The organism is Lacrimispora sphenoides (genome assembly GCF_900105215.1).
Lineage (GTDB): Bacteria > Bacillota > Clostridia > Lachnospirales > Lachnospiraceae > Lacrimispora > Lacrimispora sphenoides_A.
This window is the reverse complement of record NZ_FOIP01000001.1, coordinates 689,928-710,164: the sequence shown is the minus strand read 5'-3', so window position 1 is coordinate 710,164 and position 20,237 is coordinate 689,928. Positions and strand designations below refer to the sequence as shown.

Here is a 20,237-nt window from a genome sequence, read left to right as displayed (position 1 = left end):
ACATCTGCCAATTGGCAGTATGCCTTTTTCATTCTATCTATTGAACGGATTCTTTGAGAAGCGGGATCGCTCCATATTTGCCTAAAAGATAGTCCTTGGAGAAGCTGGCGTCAGACCGGACCTTTATGTCTGCTAAGGTGTAGAGCCTGGATTCATGATATTCATTCATATCTACAAAAGCTACTTCATCCCGTCGAAACTGCTGGTTATTTAAGATAGAAATATCGTAGGTCGTGAAAAGAATCTGTATGTTTAAATTTTTGTCCTTCTGAAAAGTATCAATAAAAAACTTTGTAACAGACGGATGGAATTCATTTGATATGTTATCAATCATCAGAACACCACCCTCCTGGGACAGATGATAAACCTGAATGAATAATTGAAGGTATTTCATAGTGCCCAGGGAAACCTTTGTGTAGTCCATATATTGTATTCGGTACTCGCCGGTCTCCCGGGATTTCACCCGGTATCCGAGCTTGGGGATTCCCTTTTCAATAATAAGCTCTTCTGCTGGGATTCCCAGCTTTCTTAGCTGCCCCAAGGCATAATTAAGAGCCTCCGGGTTTTCAAGGGCTTTGTATGCCCTTCCATCCATGACCAGATGGCCCGCAAGCTGGAATGGTTCAAGAAAATCACAATAATATGCGATCTGCTTCGAAAAAAAGGACTCAAAAGGCTCCATGAATGCCGTGATCTCGGGAATATCCAGGCATGTTAAAATAGAACAGAATAACCGGTCCTCGTGAGGACGGATTCCTGTCTTCTGCCGTAACACTTTTTCATACTGGCGTCCGATGGTAATTTCATCGGCATTCCGTGTGAATACCACATGGTTATCCACGGCCAGGTTTTCCGTGAGAACTTTCTTGTTCAGGACAGAGAAGCCATATTCATAAACCCGCTCCCCGCTAATAAAGGTAAGCTCCATTTCCGTTGGCTGGGTGTTAATTTTCTCATCCAGGAATGGAAGAATTCTATCCAAAGAGCTAATCTGTAAGAGCGACATAAAATGTTTTCTGGGAATGTCCTCCATTGAAAAAAGCTGCCAGAAGATAAAAGAGTGAAAGCTGGTAAAAGCGAGAAAAATATTGGTTTTGCCGCTGGAATTTGCTCCATATATGGCCAGCGTTTTAAGCAGTTTTTTGTTACCGGCCATTACCAGATGATTTGGATGTTCCTTGTAATTAACCGCTTTCATATCAATAAAAGTTTCATCCAGAAAGGAACGAAAGTTTTTAAAACGAAAAGAAATTATCATGGTATATTATCCTCCTTTCCGAAATTATACTGTAAAAATGTGGAAAAATAAACAAGATTACAAAAAAGTTGTTTACCATGTGATAATTTCGTCCAGAATCTGCTGCTGCTCCTGGCTGGAACGGGTGAGATAAATCCTGGTAGTCTCAATGCTTTCATGTCCCATTAAATCCGCCAAAAGAGAAATATCATTAAAACAGGCCAAAAAGTTTTTGGCAAAACGGTGGCGGAAGGAATGAGGATAAACCGTGTCAGGATTTATTCCATAGCGCCTGGCCAGATGCTTCAGCTGAAAATTGATTCCCCGCGGGGTGATCAGACGTCCTTCTTTGTTTAAAAAGAGGAAACCGCTTTGTTTGCCCTGGTTGTGGCACCATTCCAGCGCCTCTTCACATAGGGAATCTGGAAAATAGATTCGGCGCACCTTTCCTCCTTTGGAATAAAGGTCCAGATAGCCCAGGTTTAAATGCTCTACCTTGATTTGGATCAATTCACTGACCCTGGCGCCTGTGGCTGCCAGAAAGCGGACAATAAAATACCAGAAATAATTCTTCTCTTCTTTTAACTTCTCTTTAAAAATCTCGTAATCCTCATTAGAAATAACGGTATCCAGGAACGTTTTTTGCTGGACTTTTACCGAAGGCAGATGGTAAGAGGCGACTAAAATATATTCCTCTCCATTGGTTTCTGCCAGAAAACGGGAAAAGTGATTCATGGCATAGATCCGCTGGTTGATGGTTGCCGGCCGGTAGCGGGTAATCAGGTAGCTTTTGTAACGCTGAAGACTCTCCGGTGTGATTTCCTTATACATACTGTAAAAAAGCCGGACACTGCCCGCATAGGCCGTAATAGTATTATTTGATAAATTCTTTTTCTTCAGAAATTTCTTAAAATCATTCAGTAATTCTTCATTTAACATATTATCCTACCAATTCACAATTTGATTGACGATTTGCTTTTGTTCCGTACTGCTCCGGTGAAGATAGATCCTTGTAGTTTCAATGCTTTCATGTCCTAAAATATCCGAAAGCATAGAAATGTCCCCACAGCATTCAATGAAGTTCTTGGCAAAGCGGTGACGGAAGGAATGGGGATAAACCACTTTGGGATCCAAATCATAGAGGACTGTAAATTTTTTCAGCTGGCCCCGGATTCCGGCAGGCGTGATCGGATCTCCGTAACGGTTTAAGAATACGTATCCGCTTACTCGGTCAATCTGGCGCAGCCATTTTAAAGCATCGTCCCGGAGACTTTTGGGTATGTAGATTCTTCTTATTTTATTATCCTTAGAGTAAATATCCATATAACCGCGTTTTACATGCTCTACTTTAATCTGGACCAGCTCGCTGACCCGGACGCCTGTGGCTGCCATAAAACGTATGACAAAATAATACAGCATGTTTCCGGAACGTATCAGACATTTTTTTAAGTACTCGTAATCAGCCTGACTGATAACGTTTTCCAGAAATGTTTTCTGCTGAATCCGAATCATCAGCATTTTCGATGAGGACAGCTGTAAAGACTCTGTGTAACAATTAAGAGCCCTGATTCTTAAGTTGACTGTCTGGGGTTTGTAATGCTCCATAAGGTAACATTTATAAAGCATGAGATTGTCATGGCTGATCACATGATATAACCCAAGAAATTGTTTTACTGCAAATAAATATACGTGAACGGTATTGGAGGACATGTTGTTGAACTCCAGGTAGTCACGAAAATCATCAAGGCTTTGCTCGACGACACTTTTGTTTTCAGCTTCTGAACTAGTTACGGCGTATTCTTTTACCATGTCTTTATTCTCCTTATAGTTTGATGCAAAAACAGTTTAACATAAGTATATAGGTGTTTAGAAAAATAATCAAGAAAAATTCGAAAAAACTGTAATAAATATTGAATAAATGCGCTTAAATAGCCCGTTGCTTACGATAATTTCCAATATTAGAAGTATAATTACCTCGTAATGCAATTAGGAATTTCGAAAAATATTTCAAAAAGAAAAAAAGGAGAGTGCATTAATTATGAGAAAGCAGACCAAATTAGTTGCTGTATTATCCACAGCAGCGCTGCTGGCTTTAGGTGCTTCTATGTCCTCTTTCGCAGCAACCGGCTGGCAGGAAGAGAATGGAACATGGGTGTACTATGACAAGAGCGGAGATTTAGAGACAGAGAAATGGGAGAAATCAGGAGATAACTGGTTCTACTTAAACGAAGACGGCGAGATGGCTACCGATGTTGTTGTTGAATACAGTGACAACTACTATTATGTAGATGAGAACGGTGCTATGGTAGCTAATAAGTGGGTTTCCGTAGAAAATGATGATTATGACGGCGGCGATGATGATGATGAAGAACCAATGAATCACTGGTACTACTTCGGATCTAATGGTAAAGCTTTTAAGAGCTCCAGTAACGGAAACAATGCTTCTTTCAAGACTGTTAACGGAAAGAAATATATCTTTGATGATGAAGGCAAAATGCTGTATGGCTGGATTGACGACAGCGGCGAAAGAGTAACTGGTGATGACAAGTGGCGTGACGGTATTTACTATTGCGGAGATGAGAATGATGGTGCCCAGAAAGTTGGCGAATGGGCGTATCTGGATATCGTGGATAATAGTTACGATGGCGCTGTAGATCCTGGTTTTTCCAGTGACAAGTTGTTTGATGATGAAGATCAGACACGTTATTTCTACTTCAAGACCAATGGTAAAAAAATGACCGACGAAAAAGGTAAGACCATCAATGGTAAAAAATACAGCTTTGATGAATATGGCCGTATGAATGCTGAATGGGTTAACTGGGAGGCTACTCCTACCGATGCGAAAGCAACAGATAGCACTGCTTCTGATGCCCAGGGAGGTTCTAAATACACCAGTGGATTCAGATATTATGGAAGCCCTGATGATGGCGCCAGAGTAACCAAGGGGTGGTTCCAGGTTGTGCCTGATTCTTATCTTAATCAGGACGATTATGATGATGACGAAAGTAACTGGTACTATTCCGATAAGGATGGTAAATTAGTTGCATCAGAAATCAAGACCATTAATGGCAAGAAATATGCGTTTGATTCCTATGGCGTCATGAAGGATGGCCTGGTTGCTATTAAGTTTATTGGCAACAGTACAACTGACATTGATGATGTTGCAGGTGATGACGACTTAGATAAATTACACTTTGATACAGAAGATAATTTCAAAGAGAACGTATCTGATCTGTATACGGATGCAAAATACAGAATGTACTATTTTGGAAGCGACAATGACGGTGCTATGAAGACCGGCAAGCAGAATGTTACCATTGACGGAGATTCCTTCCAGTTCTTATTCAATAAGTCCGGAAGCTCCAAGGGACAGGGTAAATTTGGTGTTGATAGTGACAAATATTACCTTGGAGGCATGCTGTTAAAGGCTGATAAGGACGACAAGTATTCTGTAGTTAAGGCTACGACAGAAGATGGAGAATATACAGAAATCAAACTTCTGACAACAGAGAAGTTCTTAGATGAAGTGGAATATGACAAAGTAACCAAAAAGGGATATTCCGAGTATTATGAGGTTAAAGCTGCAGATAAAACAGAGAATAAAAAGACTGTAACATATAGACTGGTTAATACCTCTGGTAGTGTTCAGAAGAGCAAGAGCAAGGCAAAAGACGGCGATGATCGTTGCTACAAAGTAGAAAGCAACAAAGTAATCACAGCTGTATTTGTAGAGGATTAATTCATCATTGAATGAAGTGATTTCAGTTGCTTTTCAGGGGCCGCTGTACCATAGTTGAGAAATCAACCTGGGGCAGCGGCCCCGTTTTTATGTGGAATTCAATATAAAAATGCCGCTTCCTGACGAAATTACTGTCAGAAAGCGGCATTTCCAGGTTTATAGGGATTAATTTAGCTGATATACGACTTAAACATCCACAAAAGTTTCTGATATTCGGCTAGATATCCATTAAATTGATCTGCGGTTGCTCCATCATCGGCCAGCTTGACGATTTCCTTTGTATCCCGGATCCAGTATTCTACATCCGAAATCAGGCTTTTAATGGTTTCATCTGAGGAGATTGGAACGTCCTCCAGCTCTTTTACGGAAGAGAGAGCCAGTGCCTCCTTTAAGCTGGCTACTGGGGAACCGCCCAAAGCCAGCAGCCGCTCCGCCACATCATCCATGATCTGGGCGGTCTGGTCATACAGCTCTTCCAGCTTTGCATGAAGTGTGAAGAAGCTGCGGCCTTTTACATACCAGTGAAGGTTATGAAGTTTCATATACATGACCTGCTGATTGGCCAGATACTCATTAAGTTTCTCAAATAAATTCTTGCTCATTACAATCCTCCTTTTCTTAGCCATTTATAATGTTTTCATAGTTGGTAGCAACCGCCTTCCAATCAACTACATTGAAAAATGCTTTTATATAGTCAACTCTGAGATTCTTATATTTTAAGTAGTAGGCGTGTTCCCAAACGTCAATGCCAAGAATTGGGACAAAGCCTCCGCCTTCCATGAGGGGGTTATCCTGATTGGCACTGGCGGAAAGGACCAGTTTACCATCCCGGTTTGCCGATAGCCAGCCCCAGCCTGATCCAAACTGGCCGGCAGCCAGACCGCTTAGCTGATTCTGAAAGTCAGAAAAACTGCCAAAAGACTTTTCAAGCGCCTCCTTGAGAGGATCAACAGGCTGCCCTCCGCCGTTAGGGCTCATGGTGGAAAAATACAGGTTATGATTGTAAAAACCACCGCCGTTGTTTCGTATGGCCTTTCTGAGAGCCTCATCGGAAATGCTGTCAAGGGAGGAGAGGAGGGCGGTAATTTCTTTGTCTTCGACACCGGCCATCTGGGCAGCGTCATTTAAATTTTTGGTATATGCTGCGTGATGCTTGGAATAATGGGTTTCCATTGTGAGAGCGTCAATATGGGGTTCTAAAGCGTCATATGCGTATGGTAATTGTATTTGATTAAACATAATAGTTCTCCTTTCGTTTCTAATTATGTTATATGGAAAAGGTTCTCTTATCAGGAGGTTAGTTTTAACTAACTACCTTGTAGCTTGATTGTATCTTATGTATGCTGTTTTGTCAATAGGTTTTTTAAAATTAAATTGAAAACAACCATAATATTAATATTTGTAAAGAAAAAGCTTTAAGATTGAGATTAATATAAGATTCAAACTAAATTAAAAAACAATTACGATTTATATTATTACATCAAAAACAGGCCGATATTGATAAAAATTTTCAAATAGGATAAATTATATCTGCCCTTAAATACCGTAAAGCGATTGGTATTCCTTCCTATATATTAGGAAGCAGGACAGATTATTTTCATGATTCCATTTTCTGCAAAGAACCGACCAGATATTGCTTTATGGTCAGAGAATTAACATTTATCAACAAAAAACGCCGGAGTACGACTTCAGTCGCGCTGCGGCGTTCTACAGATCTTTTTATGATACAGATCACTTTCTAAAAAACGAGTATTAATGTATTTACAAATACAGAAACCAGATATCTTACTTTCCGCTCTTTTTAAACCTGTCCAAGAATTTTTTCTTTTTCGGTGCCGGTGGAACCGCTTTGCCCCGAAGGCTCTTGATCTCGGTTATGTAGATACCGCTTACCACAACCTTTGCTTCTGTTTTGACCGGAAGCACTTCGAATACTTTGGCGTCAGCGATCAGTGTCATGACCTTTGGGCCAACCTTTGCTTTTACAATGGGCAGCTTTGTGCGGCGCATATACCATGGGGTTTGTTCATACACGATCTTAGGAAGCCCTGCATCTTTTAGCTTCATTTTCTTTTTATCGATTACCAGCATGGATACGGACTGTGCCGCAGCTTCCAGTGCCTGCTGCTGCTCCACTTGACGCTTTTCCAGCTTTCTTCCGAGAAAATAAAGGACTACCATAGCCACGGCTGCGATAAAAAGAATCACTAATAATACGTTTAAAAATGTGCTCACCGGGAATACCTCCAATAGTTCATTTTGTAAATTGGGCCTATCTGCAATAGTATAACACATTTTATTGAAGAATACAAGTAAAAAATGCTTGACACCTTGACAATGTCATGTTATTATGGAATGTGCACTATTGTGGATTTGTGTGCCTTAACGGCATATTTATGCCCAAAAACAGAAACGATTAGAAAGAAAACAGGGGTGAAACGTCAATGGAGAAAAGCAGAATGCGTCCGGTCCCAGCCGGTAAGAGCCTGAGAATGAGCTTCTCAAGACAAAAAGAAGTGCTTGAGATGCCTAACCTGATTGAGATTCAAAAGAATTCCTATCAGTGGTTCCTTGATGAAGGATTAAAGGAAGTCTTTGAAGACATCTCTCCGATTGCAGACTTTGCAGGACACTTAAGTCTTGAGTTTGTCAACTTTACATTATGTAAGGATGACCTCAAGTACACAATAGAAGAATGCAAGGAAAGAGATGCAACTTATGCGGCTCCTTTAAAGGTAAAGGTAAGGCTTTGCAATAAAGATAAAGATGAGATTAATGAACATGAGATCTTCATGGGTGATCTTCCGCTTATGACAGATACCGGTTCCTTTGTGATCAACGGTGCCGAGCGAGTTATTGTTAGCCAGTTGGTACGTTCCCCAGGTATATATTATGGTATAGAACATGACAAGGTAGGGAAAGAGCTTTATGCCTGTACGGTAATCCCAAACAGGGGTGCATGGCTGGAGTATGAAACAGACTCCAATGACATTTTCTACGTTCGTGTGGACAGAACCAGAAAGGTTCCGGTTACCGTGCTGATCCGTGCCCTGGGCTTTGGCACCAACGCGGAAATTATTGAACTGTTCGGTGAAGAACCAAAATTATTAGCCAGCTTTGGTAAGGATACGTCCGATAACTACCAGGATGGCTTATTGGAGTTATATAAGAAGATCCGCCCAGGTGAACCTTTATCTGTTGATAGTGCTGAAAGTTTGTTAAATAGTATGTTCTTTGACCCCAGAAGATACGATCTCGCAAAGGTCGGAAGATATAAATTCAATAAAAAGCTTCATTTTAAAAATCGTATTGCAGGCCATGTCCTTGCTGAGGATGTGGTTGACACCACAACCGGCGAAATTTTAGCTGAGGCTGGAAGCACAGTAGACAAGCAGCTTGCAACCGATATTCAGAATGCGGCTGTTCCTTTCGTATGGCTGGAGGGAGTGGAGCGTAAGCAAAAGGTCCTTTCTAACTTAATGGTTGATCTCACTTCTTTTGTAAACTTTGATCCAAAGGAAGCGGGTATTACAGAGTTAGTATTCTATCCTGCTCTTGAAAAAATTCTGGCAGAAGCTGGAAGCGGCGATGATGAGGCTCTTAAAAAAGCCCTTCACAGAAATATAAACGAACTGATTCCTAAGCATATCACGAAGGAAGATATTTTAGCTTCCATCAATTACAACATGCACTTAGAAGAAGAAGTGGGAATGGCTGATGATATCGACCATTTGGGAAATCGTAGAATCCGTGCAGTCGGTGAGCTTTTACAGAACCAGTACCGTATCGGTCTTTCCAGAATGGAGCGTGTGGTCAGGGAACGAATGACAACACAGGATATGGATGGCATTACACCTCAGTCGCTGATTAACATCAAACCTGTCACAGCAGCAGTAAAGGAATTCTTTGGAAGTTCCCAGCTGTCACAGTTCATGGATCAGAACAACCCGCTGGCAGAACTGACCCATAAGAGACGTTTATCCGCATTGGGACCTGGCGGTCTTTCCAGAGACCGTGCCGGATTTGAGGTTCGAGACGTTCACTATACCCATTATGGACGTATGTGCCCGATTGAGACCCCGGAAGGTCCTAACATCGGTCTGATCAACTCCCTCGCTACTTATGCAAGGGTAAACCAGTACGGATTTGTAGAGGCTCCTTACCGCGTAGTGGATAAGACCAATGCCCAGAATCCGGTGGTTACTGATGAGGTTGTTTACCTGACTGCTGACGAAGAAGATAATTTCGTGGTTGCACAGGCGAATGAGCCGCTTGATGATGATGGCCATTTCATTCATAAGAATATTTCCGGACGTTTCCGTGAAGAAACTTCCGAATTCCAGAGGAAAAACATTGATCTTATGGACGTTTCTCCGAAGATGGTATTTTCCGTTGCAACTGCCATGATTCCTTTCCTTGAAAACGACGATGCAAACCGTGCCCTCATGGGATCAAACATGCAGCGTCAGGCCGTACCTCTGCTTACAACAGAGACCCCAGTCGTAGGAACCGGTATGGAATCCAAGGCAGCGGTAGACTCCGGTGTTTGTGTTGTTGCCAGAAATACCGGCGTTGTGGAGCGTTCCGCTTCCAATGAAATCATCATTAAGAGAGATTCCGACGGCGGAAAAGATGTTTATCGCCTGACTAAATTTAAAAGAAGCAACCAGTCTAACTGTTATAACCAAAAGCCAATTGTATATAAGGGCAACCATGTGGAAAAGGGAGAAGTTATTGCAGACGGCCCATCCACTCAGAACGGCGAGATTGCTCTCGGTAAGAACCCTCTGATTGGCTTCATGACCTGGGAGGGCTACAATTACGAGGATGCGGTTCTCTTAAGTGAGAAACTGGTACAGGAAGATGTTTATACCTCCGTTCATATCGAGGAATATGAGGCCGAAGCCCGTGACACCAAGTTAGGGCCGGAAGAGATTACAAGGGATGTTCCCGGAGTTGGTGAGGATGCCTTAAAGGATCTTGATGAGAGAGGAATCATAAGAATCGGTGCAGAAGTTCGTGCCGGTGATATTCTGGTTGGTAAGGTTACTCCTAAGGGCGAAACCGAGCTGACCGCAGAGGAGCGTCTGTTGCGTGCCATCTTTGGTGAAAAGGCAAGAGAAGTCCGCGATACTTCCTTAAAGGTACCTCACGGCGCTTACGGTATTATTGTAGATGCAAAAGTGTTTACAAGAGAAAACGGTGATGAACTTTCTCCAGGCGTGAACCAGACCGTCCGCATTTACATTGCCCAGAAGAGAAAAATCTCTGTTGGTGATAAAATGGCCGGCCGTCACGGTAACAAGGGTGTTGTTTCCCGCGTGCTCCCTGTAGAAGATATGCCGTTCCTTCCCAATGGCCGTCCGTTAGATATCGTATTAAACCCTCTGGGCGTGCCGTCCCGTATGAACATCGGACAGGTGCTTGAGATCCATTTAAGCCTTGCAGCAAGGGCTCTTGGATTTAATGTATCCACTCCGGTATTTGACGGTGCAAACGAGATTGACATTATGGATACCCTGGATGTAGCCAACGACTACGTAAACATTGAGTGGGAGGATTTCCAGGATAAATATGAAGATACCTTAAAGCCTGAGGTTATTGAATATCTGGGTGATCACCTGGATCACAAGGAATTGTGGAAGGGTGTTCCGATTAACCGTGATGGTAAGGTCCGCCTTCGTGACGGACGTACCGGCGAGTTCTTTGACAGCCCGGTTACTATCGGCCACATGCATTATCTGAAGCTTCACCATCTGGTTGACGATAAGATCCATGCCCGTTCCACAGGTCCTTACTCTCTGGTTACCCAGCAGCCTCTCGGCGGTAAAGCCCAGTTCGGCGGCCAGCGTTTCGGAGAGATGGAGGTTTGGGCCCTGGAGGCTTATGGCGCTTCCTACACGCTGCAGGAGATCATGACTGTGAAATCCGATGATGTGGTAGGCCGTGTAAAGACTTACGAAGCCATCATTAAGGGTGATAATATTCCTGAACCGGGAATTCCGGAATCCTTCAAGGTATTGTTAAAAGAGCTTCAGTCACTGGCGCTGGATGTAAGAGTGCTGCGTGATGACAATACGGAGGTCCAGATTGCGGAAAGTACCGACTATGAAGAAACTGATTTAAGGTCCATCATTGAGGGCGACAGACGTTACCGGGATGAAGAGTCCTTTGGCAACTTCGGTTACCAGAAGCAGGAATTTAAGGATGCAGAACTGGTAAGCGTGGAAGAAGAGGAATGTGAGGATACAGAAGCAGACGGTATCGACGATTCTTTAGAGGAGTTCGATGACGCAGAATTTGAAGATTCAGACGAAGAATAATTGAAGGGAGAACCGCTCATGCCTGAAAACAATGAAACTTACCACCCAATGACATTCGATGCCATAAAGATCGGTTTGGCATCTCCGGAGAAGATTCTGGAATGGTCCCATGGTGAGGTGAAAAAGCCTGAGACAATCAACTACAGAACCTTAAAGCCGGAAAAAGACGGTTTGTTCTGTGAACGGATCTTCGGACCCAGCAAGGACTGGGAATGCCATTGTGGTAAATATAAGAAAATCCGGTACAAAGGCGTTATCTGTGACCGATGCGGCGTTGAAGTAACCAAGGCCAGTGTCCGCAGAGAGCGTATGGGCCATATACAGCTTGCGGCTCCTGTTTCCCATATCTGGTATTTTAAGGGAATCCCCAGCCGTATGGGTCTGATCCTGGACATTTCCCCAAGAACCTTGGAAAAGGTGCTGTATTTCGCATCTTATGTGGTTCTTGATGCCGGCAATACGGGACTGCAGTATAAGCAGGTCTTATCGGAAAAAGAATACCGGGAAGAAATGGAAAAATACGGCTACGGTGCCTTCCGCGTAGGAATGGGAGCTGAAGCCATTCTGGAGCTGTTGCATTCCATTGACCTTGAAAAGGACTCTGAGGAGTTAAAGAAAGGGTTAAAGGAAGCGACTGGACAGAAACGTGCAAGAATTATCAAGAGGCTGGAGGTTGTGGAAGCATTCCGCAATTCCGGCAACTTGCCGGAGTGGATGATCATGACAGTGGTTCCGGTAATTCCGCCGGATATCCGTCCTATGGTGCAGCTTGACGGCGGCCGTTTTGCCACCTCCGACTTAAATGATTTATACAGAAGAATCATAAACCGTAACAACCGTCTTGCCCGTCTTCTGGAGCTTGGAGCTCCGGACATCATTGTCCGCAACGAAAAGCGTATGCTTCAGGAAGCGGTGGATGCCCTTATCGACAACGGCAGAAGGGGAAGGCCGGTAACCGGACCGGGAAACCGTGCCTTAAAGTCTCTTTCCGATATGTTAAAGGGAAAACAGGGCCGTTTCCGTCAGAACCTTTTAGGAAAGCGTGTTGACTATTCCGGCCGTTCTGTTATCGTAGTTGGACCGGAACTTAAGATATACCAGTGCGGTCTGCCAAAAGAAATGGCCATCGAGCTGTTTAAGCCTTTTGTTATGAAGGAGCTGGTTTCCAACGGAACCGCTCATAATATAAAGAATGCCAAAAAGATGGTAGAGCGTCTTCAGACAGAGGTCTGGGATGTCCTGGAAGATGTTATCAAGGAACATCCGGTTATGTTAAACCGTGCGCCTACCCTTCACAGACTTGGTATCCAGGCATTTGAGCCGATTCTGGTCGAAGGTAAAGCTATTAAGCTTCACCCCCTGGTTTGTACCGCGTTCAACGCCGACTTTGACGGAGACCAGATGGCAGTCCATCTGCCTCTTTCCGTAGAGGCCCAGGCAGAATGCCGGTTCCTCCTGTTATCGCCTAACAACTTATTAAAGCCGTCAGACGGCGGTCCTGTGGCAGTTCCTTCTCAGGATATGGTTCTGGGTATTTACTACCTGACCCAGGAAAGACCGGGAGCCAAGGGCGAAGGAATGGTATTTAAGAGCGTGAATGAAGCCATTCTCGCTTACGAAAACCAGGCAGTTACCCTTCATTCCAGAATTAAAGCCAGAGTGAGCAAAAAAATGGCGGATGGTACCGTAAAGACCGGAGCCGTAGAATCAACCGTAGGCCGTTTCATCTTCAATGAGATTGTTCCTCAGGACCTTGGATTCGTTGACCGCTCTGTTCCAGGCAACGAGCTTTTGATGGAAGTTGATTTCCATGTAGGCAAGAAGCAGTTAAAGCAGATCCTTGAAAAGGTTATTAACGTTCATGGAGCAGTTCAGACTGCAGAAACCCTGGATGACATTAAGGCTATTGGTTATAAGTACTCTACCAGAGCCGCTATGACCGTATCCATTTCCGACATGACAGTGCCGGAGAGCAAACCGAAGCTGATTGCTGATGCACAGGCAACGGTTGATCAGATTGCAAAGAACTTCCGCCGCGGACTTATTACGGAGGAAGAACGTTATAAAGAAGTAATTGACACATGGAAAGTGACTGATGACCAGTTGACCCATGACCTGCTGACCGGACTTGATAAATACAACAACATCTATATGATGGCCGATTCCGGAGCCCGTGGTTCTGACAAACAGATCAAACAGCTTGCAGGTATGCGTGGACTTATGGCCGATACCACAGGTCACACCATTGAACTTCCTATCAAGTCCAACTTCCGTGAAGGTCTTGACGTACTGGAGTACTTTATCTCCGCTCACGGTGCACGTAAAGGACTTTCCGATACGGCTCTCCGTACGGCTGACTCCGGTTATTTGACCAGACGTCTTGTAGACGTTTCCCAGGATATGATTATCCGTGAAATCGACTGCTTAGAAGGCAAAGATATTCCGTTTATGGAAATCAAAGCATTTACAGATGGTCAGGAAACCATTGAGGGCTTACAGGAGCGTCTAACAGGACGGTTCATTGCGGAAACCATTACAGATCCAGATACCGGAGAAGTGATCGTGAAGGCGAACCACATGTGTACACCGAAGCGTGCAGCTGCGGTTATGAACGTGTTAAAGAAGCTTGACCGTGATTCCGTGAAGATCCGTACCGTATTAACCTGTAAATCCCATATGGGTGTCTGCGCAAAATGTTACGGTGCCAACATGGCAACCGGACAGCCAGTTCAGGTAGGCGAAGCAGTCGGTATCATCGCTGCCCAGTCCATCGGTGAGCCAGGAACCCAGCTGACTATGCGTACCTTCCATACCGGCGGTGTTGCCGGTGGCGATATCACACAGGGTCTTCCCCGTGTCGAGGAGCTTTTTGAGGCTCGTAAGCCAAAGGGTCTTGCAATCATTGCAGAATTCGGCGGCGTAGTGGCCATTAAGGACACTAAGAAAAAGCGGGAGATCATTGTTACTGAGAACGAAACAGGCAATTCCAAGACCTATCTGATCCCTTACGGATCCAGAATCAAGGTTCAGGATGGCCAGGTGCTCGAGGCCGGCGATGAGCTGACGGAAGGTAGTGTGAACCCACACGATATCTTAAAGATCAAAGGCGTCCGCGCTGTCCAGGATTATATGATCCAGGAAGTACAGCGTGTATACCGCTTACAGGGTGTTGAGATCAATGATAAGCACGTTGAGATGATCGTAAGACAGATGCTTAAGAAGATAAAAATTGAGGAGAGCGGAGACAGTGATGTGCTTCCGGGAACCTCTATGGATGTTCTGGATTACAATGACTTAAATGATGCTCTTCTTGCAGAAGGAAAGAATCCGGCAGAAGGAAAGCAGGTTATGCTTGGTATTACAAAAGCATCTCTGGCTACAGATTCCTTCTTATCCGCGGCTTCCTTCCAGGAGACCACAAAGGTTCTGACAGAAGCTGCGATTAACGGCAAGGTCGATCACTTAATTGGTCTGAAGGAGAATGTAATCATCGGTAAGCCGATTCCGGCAGGTACCGGTATGAAGCGTTACCGCACCATCGGACTGAATACAGATTCTGCTTTCGAGGGAGAGGATGAGATCAAGCTGTCAGAGGGAGAGGATGAGATCCTGCTGGCAGAAGATGGATTCAATGAAGCGGAAGAGGTTCTTGATATTGATGAGAATGAGATTGTTGAATAAGCAATGAGATAATCCTTAAATTGCAAAACCCGGAGCTGGAATTTCCAAGAAAATTCTGGCTCCGGGTTTCAACCATTGAATGTTCTTGTTTTTAAGACATTTTGCCTTTTTTATTGGCTGGATGTGTATATTTAAAAAAAATCCTTGACAGAAAAATACAAAATGTATATAATAATTAGGCGTGCATTAACGCGTCATGTTTTTGTGCGTAAATTAAGCTGAAGATAACAGCAACCACAGACAATATCACAGGAGGTGAATGGAATGCCAACATTTAACCAGTTAGTAAGAAAGGGTAGACAGACAAGCGCAAAGAAATCTCAGGCACCAGCTCTGCAGAAGGGTTACAACTCTTTACAGAAGAGGGCAACTGATATTTCTGCTCCACAGAAGAGGGGCGTCTGCACGGCAGTTAAAACTGCTACACCTAAAAAACCTAACTCAGCTCTTAGAAAGATCGCCAGAGTACGTCTTTCTAATGGCATCGAAGTAACAAGTTACATCCCAGGTGAAGGTCATAACCTTCAGGAGCATAGCGTTGTTTTAATCCGTGGCGGTAGAGTAAAAGACTTACCAGGTACCAGATACCATATCGTCAGAGGTACACTTGATACCGCAGGAGTAGCTAACAGAAGACAGGCTCGTTCCAAGTATGGTGCAAAGAGACCGAAAGAGAAAAAATAATTAGACCACACATTTGAATTTCTAGTGCCGGACTTTAGATATTGAACCTGTAGGTTGCAGGGTTATATATTATAGAAACCGAGCGCGAACGCAACTTGAATGTTTGTGAGTACCTAAGATCTAATGAATAGCCGATTAGTCGGTAAAGGCTGAACGGCCATATTAAGGAGGGAAGTAACGTGCCACGTAAAGGACATACACAAAAAAGAGACGTATTAGTAGATCCGCTTTACAATAACAAAGTTGTTACAAAGCTGATCAACAACATCATGTATGATGGTAAAAAGGGTGTTGCTCAGAAGATCGTATACGGTGCATTTACCCGTGTAGAAGAAAAGACCGGCAAACCAGCCGTTGAAGTATTCGAAGAAGCAATGAACAACATTATGCCTGTACTTGAAGTAAAGGCAAAACGTATCGGCGGAGCTACCTATCAGGTGCCGATCGAAGTAAGACCGGAAAGAAGACAGACTTTAGCCTTAAGATGGATTACTCTGTTCTCTCGTAAGAGAGGCGAAAAGACTCAGGAAGAAAGACTTGCAAATGAGATTATGGATGCTGCCAACAACACCGGTGCTGCTGTAAAGAAGAAAGAAGATATGCACAAGATGGCTGAGGCTAACAAGGCATTCTCTCATTACAGATTCTAATAGGAGGAAAAAGCTTTGGCTGGAAGAGAATATCCATTGGAAAGAACCAGAAATATTGGTATTATGGCCCACATCGATGCAGGTAAAACTACATTGACCGAGCGTATCCTCTATTATACTGGTGTAAACTACAAAATCGGTGATACTCATGAAGGTACTGCCACCATGGACTGGATGGAGCAGGAGCAGGAAAGAGGTATCACAATTACTTCAGCTGCTACAACCTGCCACTGGACCATGCATGAAAATTGCCAGGTGAAGCCGGGCGCTCCTGAGTATCGTATTAACATCATTGATACTCCAGGACACGTTGACTTTACAGTAGAGGTTGAGCGTTCCTTACGTGTACTGGATGGCGCTGTAGGCGTATTCTGTGCAAAGGGCGGTGTTGAACCACAGTCCGAGAACGTATGGCGTCAGGCTGATACCTACAACGTACCCCGTATGGCATTCATTAACAAGATGGATATCATGGGTGCAAACTTTTACGGCGCTGTTGAACAGATCAAAACCCGTCTGGGCAAGAATGCAATCTGCATTCAGCTGCCTATCGGTGCAGAAGATGAATTCAAGGGAATCATCGATTTGTTCGAAATGAAGGCTTATATCTTTAACGGTGACAAGGGCGATGATGTTTCCGTCGTTGATATCCCAGAGGATTTGCAGGATGATGCAGAGCTTTATCGTGCCGAATTAGTTGAAAAAATCTGCGAGTTAGACGATGACTTAATGATGATATACCTGGAAGGGGAAGAGCCTTCCGTAGAAGAATTAAAGAAAGCATTAAGAATTGCAACCTGCAATTGCACGGCCATTCCGGTATGCTGCGGAAGCGCATACAGAAACAAGGGTGTTCAGAAACTCCTTGATGCAGTTCTTGAATATATGCCTGCTCCTACTGACATTCCTTCTATTAAGGGTGTTGATATGGACGGCAATGAAATCGAGCGTCATTCTTCTGATGAAGAGCCATTTTCCGCTCTGGCATTTAAGATCATGACAGACCCGTTCGTTGGAAAGCTGGCATTCTTCCGCGTATATTCCGGTATTATGAATTCCGGTTCCTACGTGCTGAATGCAACCAAGGGCAAAAAAGAGCGTGTTGGACGTATCCTTCAGATGCATGCCAACAAGAGATCTGAGCTGGATAAGGTATATTCCGGTGATATCGCTGCTGCTGTTGGTTTTAAGATTACAACAACAGGTGACACGATCTGTGACGATCAGCATCCGGTAATTCTGGAATCCATGGAATTCCCAGAGCCGGTTATCGATATCGCTATCGAGCCAAAGACCAAAGCTGGTCAGGGCAAGATGGGCGAAGCTTTAGCAAAGCTTGCAGAAGAAGATCCTACCTTCCGTGCAAAGACCAACCAGGAAACTGGCCAGGTTATCATTTCCGGTATGGGAGAGCTTCATCTGGAGATCATTGTAGACCGTCTGCTCCGCGAGTTCAACGTAGAAGCCAATGTAGGTGCTCCTCAGGTTGCTTATAAGGAAACATTTACAAAATTGGTTGAAATTGACAGCAAGTATGCGAAACAGTCTGGTGGACGTGGTCAGTACGGACACTGTAAGGTTCGCTTTGAGCCGATGGATCCTAACGGCGAAGAGACCTTTAAATTCGAGTCTTCCGTTGTCGGTGGTGCGATTCCGAAGGAATACATTCCGGCAGTTGGCCAAGGTATCGAGGAAGCAACTAAGTCCGGTATTCTGGGCGGATTCCCGGTACTGGGTGTTAAGGCAAACGTATACGACGGTTCCTACCATGAGGTAGACTCCAGTGAAATGGCATTCCACATCGCTGGTTCCATGGCGTTTAAGGATGCTATGAACAAGGGCGGCGCCATTCTTCTTGAGCCGATCATGAAAGTAGAAGTAACCATGCCAGAGGATTATATGGGCGATGTTATCGGTGATATCAACTCCCGTCGTGGCCGTATCGAAGGTATGGAAGACATCGGCGGCGGAAAGATGGTAAAAGCATATGTTCCGTTAGCGGAGATGTTCGGTTATTCTACAGATTTACGCTCCAAAACACAGGGACGTGGTAACTACTCTATGTTCTTTGAGAAATATGAGCAGGTACCGAAGAGCGTACAGGAAAAAGTTCTTGCAGAGAAAAAGGGAAAATAATTCCTAACAGGTTCCACTGGGTTTCAGGCAGCTTTGACTGCCTGGAATCCGTCAAATAGGCTTGAAAATAGTGCACAAATAGCATATAATAAAAAACAGCCTAACATAAAAATTAAAGCTCAAATAGAGCATAAATTAAGGAGGACGTTATAAAATGGCTAAAGCTAAGTTTGAAAGAAATAAAACCCATTGTAACATCGGTACTATTGGTCACGTTGACCACGGCAAAACTACTTTAACAGCTGCAATCACAAAGACTCTTCATGAAAGATTAGGTACTGGACAGGCAGTAGCTTTCGAGAATATCGATAAGGCTCCAGAAGAGAGAGAGCGTGGTATCACAATTTCTACTTCTCACGTTGAGTATGAGACAGAGAAGAGACACTATGCACACGTTGACTGCCCAGGACATGCTGACTACGTTAAGAACATGATCACTGGTGCTGCTCAGATGGACGGCGCTATCTTAGTTGTAGCTGCTACCGATGGTGTTATGGCTCAGACAAGAGAGCACATCCTGCTTTCCCGTCAGGTAGGCGTTCCTTACATCGTTGTATTCATGAACAAGTGCGATATGGTTGACGATGCAGAATTACTTGAATTAGTAGACATGGAAATCCGTGAGCTGTTAAACGAGTATGAATTCCCAGGCGATGATACACCAATCATCCAGGGTTCTGCTTTAAAGGCTCTTGAAGATCCTACCAGCTCTTGGGGCGACAAGGTTCTTGAATTAATGAAGTCAGTAGATGAGTGGATTCCAGATCCTGTACGTGAAACAGATAAGCCATTCTTAATGCCAGTTGAGGACGTTTTCTCCATCACAGGCCGTGGTACCGTTGCTACTGGTAGAGTAGAGCGTGGTACCTTACACGTATCTGATGAAGTTGAAATCGTTGGTATCCATGAAGAGACACGTAAGGTTGTCGTAACCGGTATTGAGATGTTCCGTAAGCTGCTTGACGAAGCTCAGGCTGGTGATAACATCGGTGCATTACTTCGTGGTGTTCAGAGAACTGATATCGAAAGAGGTCAGTGTCTGGTTAAGCCAGGTTCTGTAAAGTGCCACAAGAAGTTTACCGCTCAGGTTTACGTTTTAACAAAAGATGAAGGTGGACGTCATACTCCTTTCTTCAACAACTACAGACCTCAGTTCTACTTCAGAACAACTGACGTTACTGGCGTTTGCGATTTACCAGCTGGCACAGAGATGTGTATGCCTGGAGATAACGTAGAAATGTCTGTAGAGCTGATTCATCCGGTAGCTATGGAGCAGGGTCTTCGTTTCGCTATCCGTGAAGGCGGCCGTACAGTAGGTTCCGGTAGAGTTGCTACTATCGTTGAATAATTAAAAATTAAAGCCGAGCCCTTTATTTATAAGGGGTTCGGCTTTTTCTTTTTGTCTTGCGGTATTAAAATGGTACTATTTTAATGAATCGAACTTTTGGAAACTTCATCTTTACGAGAGAGCCGGAAGCTGGGGGAATTCCAGTCGCTGGCAAAATAATTTACTGTTTTAAGTAGCGCCTTATCTTACCAGGACGAGGGCGCTACTTTTTGTGTTTAAAAAGAGTGATAATTGCTCCCTTTTTGCGTTCGAGGTGGAACTATATGACAATTAAAGCTTTTAATCATACAAATATTTTACTGCAGAATGCACAAATTCACTCAATGTTTGTTGTGTTTTTTACTAAAATTATACATGTAAAAATGTTACTAATGTACAAATCGTATTATATTTATTCGAAAAAGGACATAAGTCCTTTAGATAGTGAAAAGTTATTGCT

At 43.8% G+C, this 20,237-nt stretch carries 13 protein-coding genes; 7 read left to right on the top strand and 6 right to left on the bottom strand.

Annotated features, from left to right (window positions below):
* Nucleotides 1–37 precede the first annotated feature (37 nt).
* The 3 genes from BMW45_RS03200 to BMW45_RS03190 form a co-directional block, all read right to left on the bottom strand.
* On the bottom strand, nucleotides 38–1,258 hold the full coding sequence (locus tag BMW45_RS03200) for an AAA family ATPase (protein WP_092240493.1): 1,221 nt from the start codon (nucleotides 1,256–1,258) through the stop codon (nucleotides 38–40).
* A gap of 72 nt (nucleotides 1,259–1,330) precedes the next feature.
* Nucleotides 1,331–2,176 carry a tyrosine-type recombinase/integrase gene (locus BMW45_RS03195; protein ID WP_092240491.1) on the bottom strand — a complete coding sequence of 282 codons (846 nt, stop codon included), beginning with the start codon at nucleotides 2,174–2,176 and terminating at the stop codon, nucleotides 1,331–1,333.
* 6 nt (nucleotides 2,177–2,182) lie between these two features.
* Complete coding sequence (locus BMW45_RS03190) at nucleotides 2,183–3,046, bottom strand: tyrosine-type recombinase/integrase (RefSeq protein ID WP_092240490.1); 864 nt, start codon at nucleotides 3,044–3,046, stop codon at nucleotides 2,183–2,185.
* Nucleotides 3,047–3,275: 229 nt separating this feature from the next.
* Between BMW45_RS03190 and BMW45_RS03185 the strand changes: the two genes are divergently transcribed.
* Nucleotides 3,276–4,976, top strand: a complete 1,701-nt coding sequence (locus BMW45_RS03185; protein ID WP_092240489.1) for a cell wall-binding protein — start codon at nucleotides 3,276–3,278, stop codon at nucleotides 4,974–4,976.
* Between the two features lie 170 nt (nucleotides 4,977–5,146).
* On the opposite strand, the gene BMW45_RS03180 is transcribed toward BMW45_RS03185, so the two are convergent.
* The 3 genes from BMW45_RS03180 to BMW45_RS03170 form a co-directional block, all read right to left on the bottom strand.
* Nucleotides 5,147–5,578 carry a Dps family protein gene (locus BMW45_RS03180; protein WP_092240488.1) on the bottom strand — a complete coding sequence of 144 codons (432 nt, stop codon included), beginning with the start codon at nucleotides 5,576–5,578 and terminating at the stop codon, nucleotides 5,147–5,149.
* A gap of 16 nt (nucleotides 5,579–5,594) precedes the next feature.
* Complete coding sequence (locus BMW45_RS03175) at nucleotides 5,595–6,215, bottom strand: superoxide dismutase (protein ID WP_092240487.1); 621 nt, start codon at nucleotides 6,213–6,215, stop codon at nucleotides 5,595–5,597.
* 546 nt (nucleotides 6,216–6,761) lie between these two features.
* Nucleotides 6,762–7,157: a hypothetical protein gene (locus tag BMW45_RS03170; protein WP_051515324.1), complete on the bottom strand. Its 396-nt coding sequence runs from the start codon at nucleotides 7,155–7,157 to the stop codon at nucleotides 6,762–6,764.
* 263 nt (nucleotides 7,158–7,420) lie between these two features.
* Between BMW45_RS03170 and rpoB the strand changes: the two genes are divergently transcribed.
* From rpoB to tuf, 6 genes are all read left to right on the top strand, one after another.
* Nucleotides 7,421–11,299: a DNA-directed RNA polymerase subunit beta gene (gene rpoB, locus BMW45_RS03165; protein ID WP_207649045.1), complete on the top strand. Its 3,879-nt coding sequence runs from the start codon at nucleotides 7,421–7,423 to the stop codon at nucleotides 11,297–11,299.
* An 18-nt stretch (nucleotides 11,300–11,317) separates the two neighbouring features.
* On the top strand, nucleotides 11,318–14,980 hold the full coding sequence (gene rpoC / locus BMW45_RS03160; RefSeq protein WP_025231298.1) for a DNA-directed RNA polymerase subunit beta': 3,663 nt from the start codon (nucleotides 11,318–11,320) through the stop codon (nucleotides 14,978–14,980).
* A gap of 264 nt (nucleotides 14,981–15,244) precedes the next feature.
* Complete coding sequence (gene rpsL, locus BMW45_RS03155; RefSeq protein WP_025231299.1) at nucleotides 15,245–15,664, top strand: 30S ribosomal protein S12; 420 nt, start codon at nucleotides 15,245–15,247, stop codon at nucleotides 15,662–15,664.
* Between the two features lie 179 nt (nucleotides 15,665–15,843).
* Nucleotides 15,844–16,314 (top strand): 30S ribosomal protein S7, encoded by a 471-nt coding sequence (gene rpsG, locus BMW45_RS03150; protein ID WP_013274355.1) that lies wholly within the window; start codon nucleotides 15,844–15,846, stop codon nucleotides 16,312–16,314.
* A gap of 15 nt (nucleotides 16,315–16,329) precedes the next feature.
* The gene (gene fusA / locus BMW45_RS03145) at nucleotides 16,330–18,450 is read left to right on the top strand and encodes an elongation factor G (RefSeq protein WP_092240485.1); all 2,121 of its coding nucleotides are present in this window, start codon (nucleotides 16,330–16,332) and stop codon (nucleotides 18,448–18,450) included.
* Between the two features lie 154 nt (nucleotides 18,451–18,604).
* Nucleotides 18,605–19,798, top strand: a complete 1,194-nt coding sequence (gene tuf, locus BMW45_RS03140) for an elongation factor Tu (RefSeq protein WP_025231301.1) — start codon at nucleotides 18,605–18,607, stop codon at nucleotides 19,796–19,798.
* The last annotated feature ends 439 nt before the right edge of the window (nucleotides 19,799–20,237 follow it).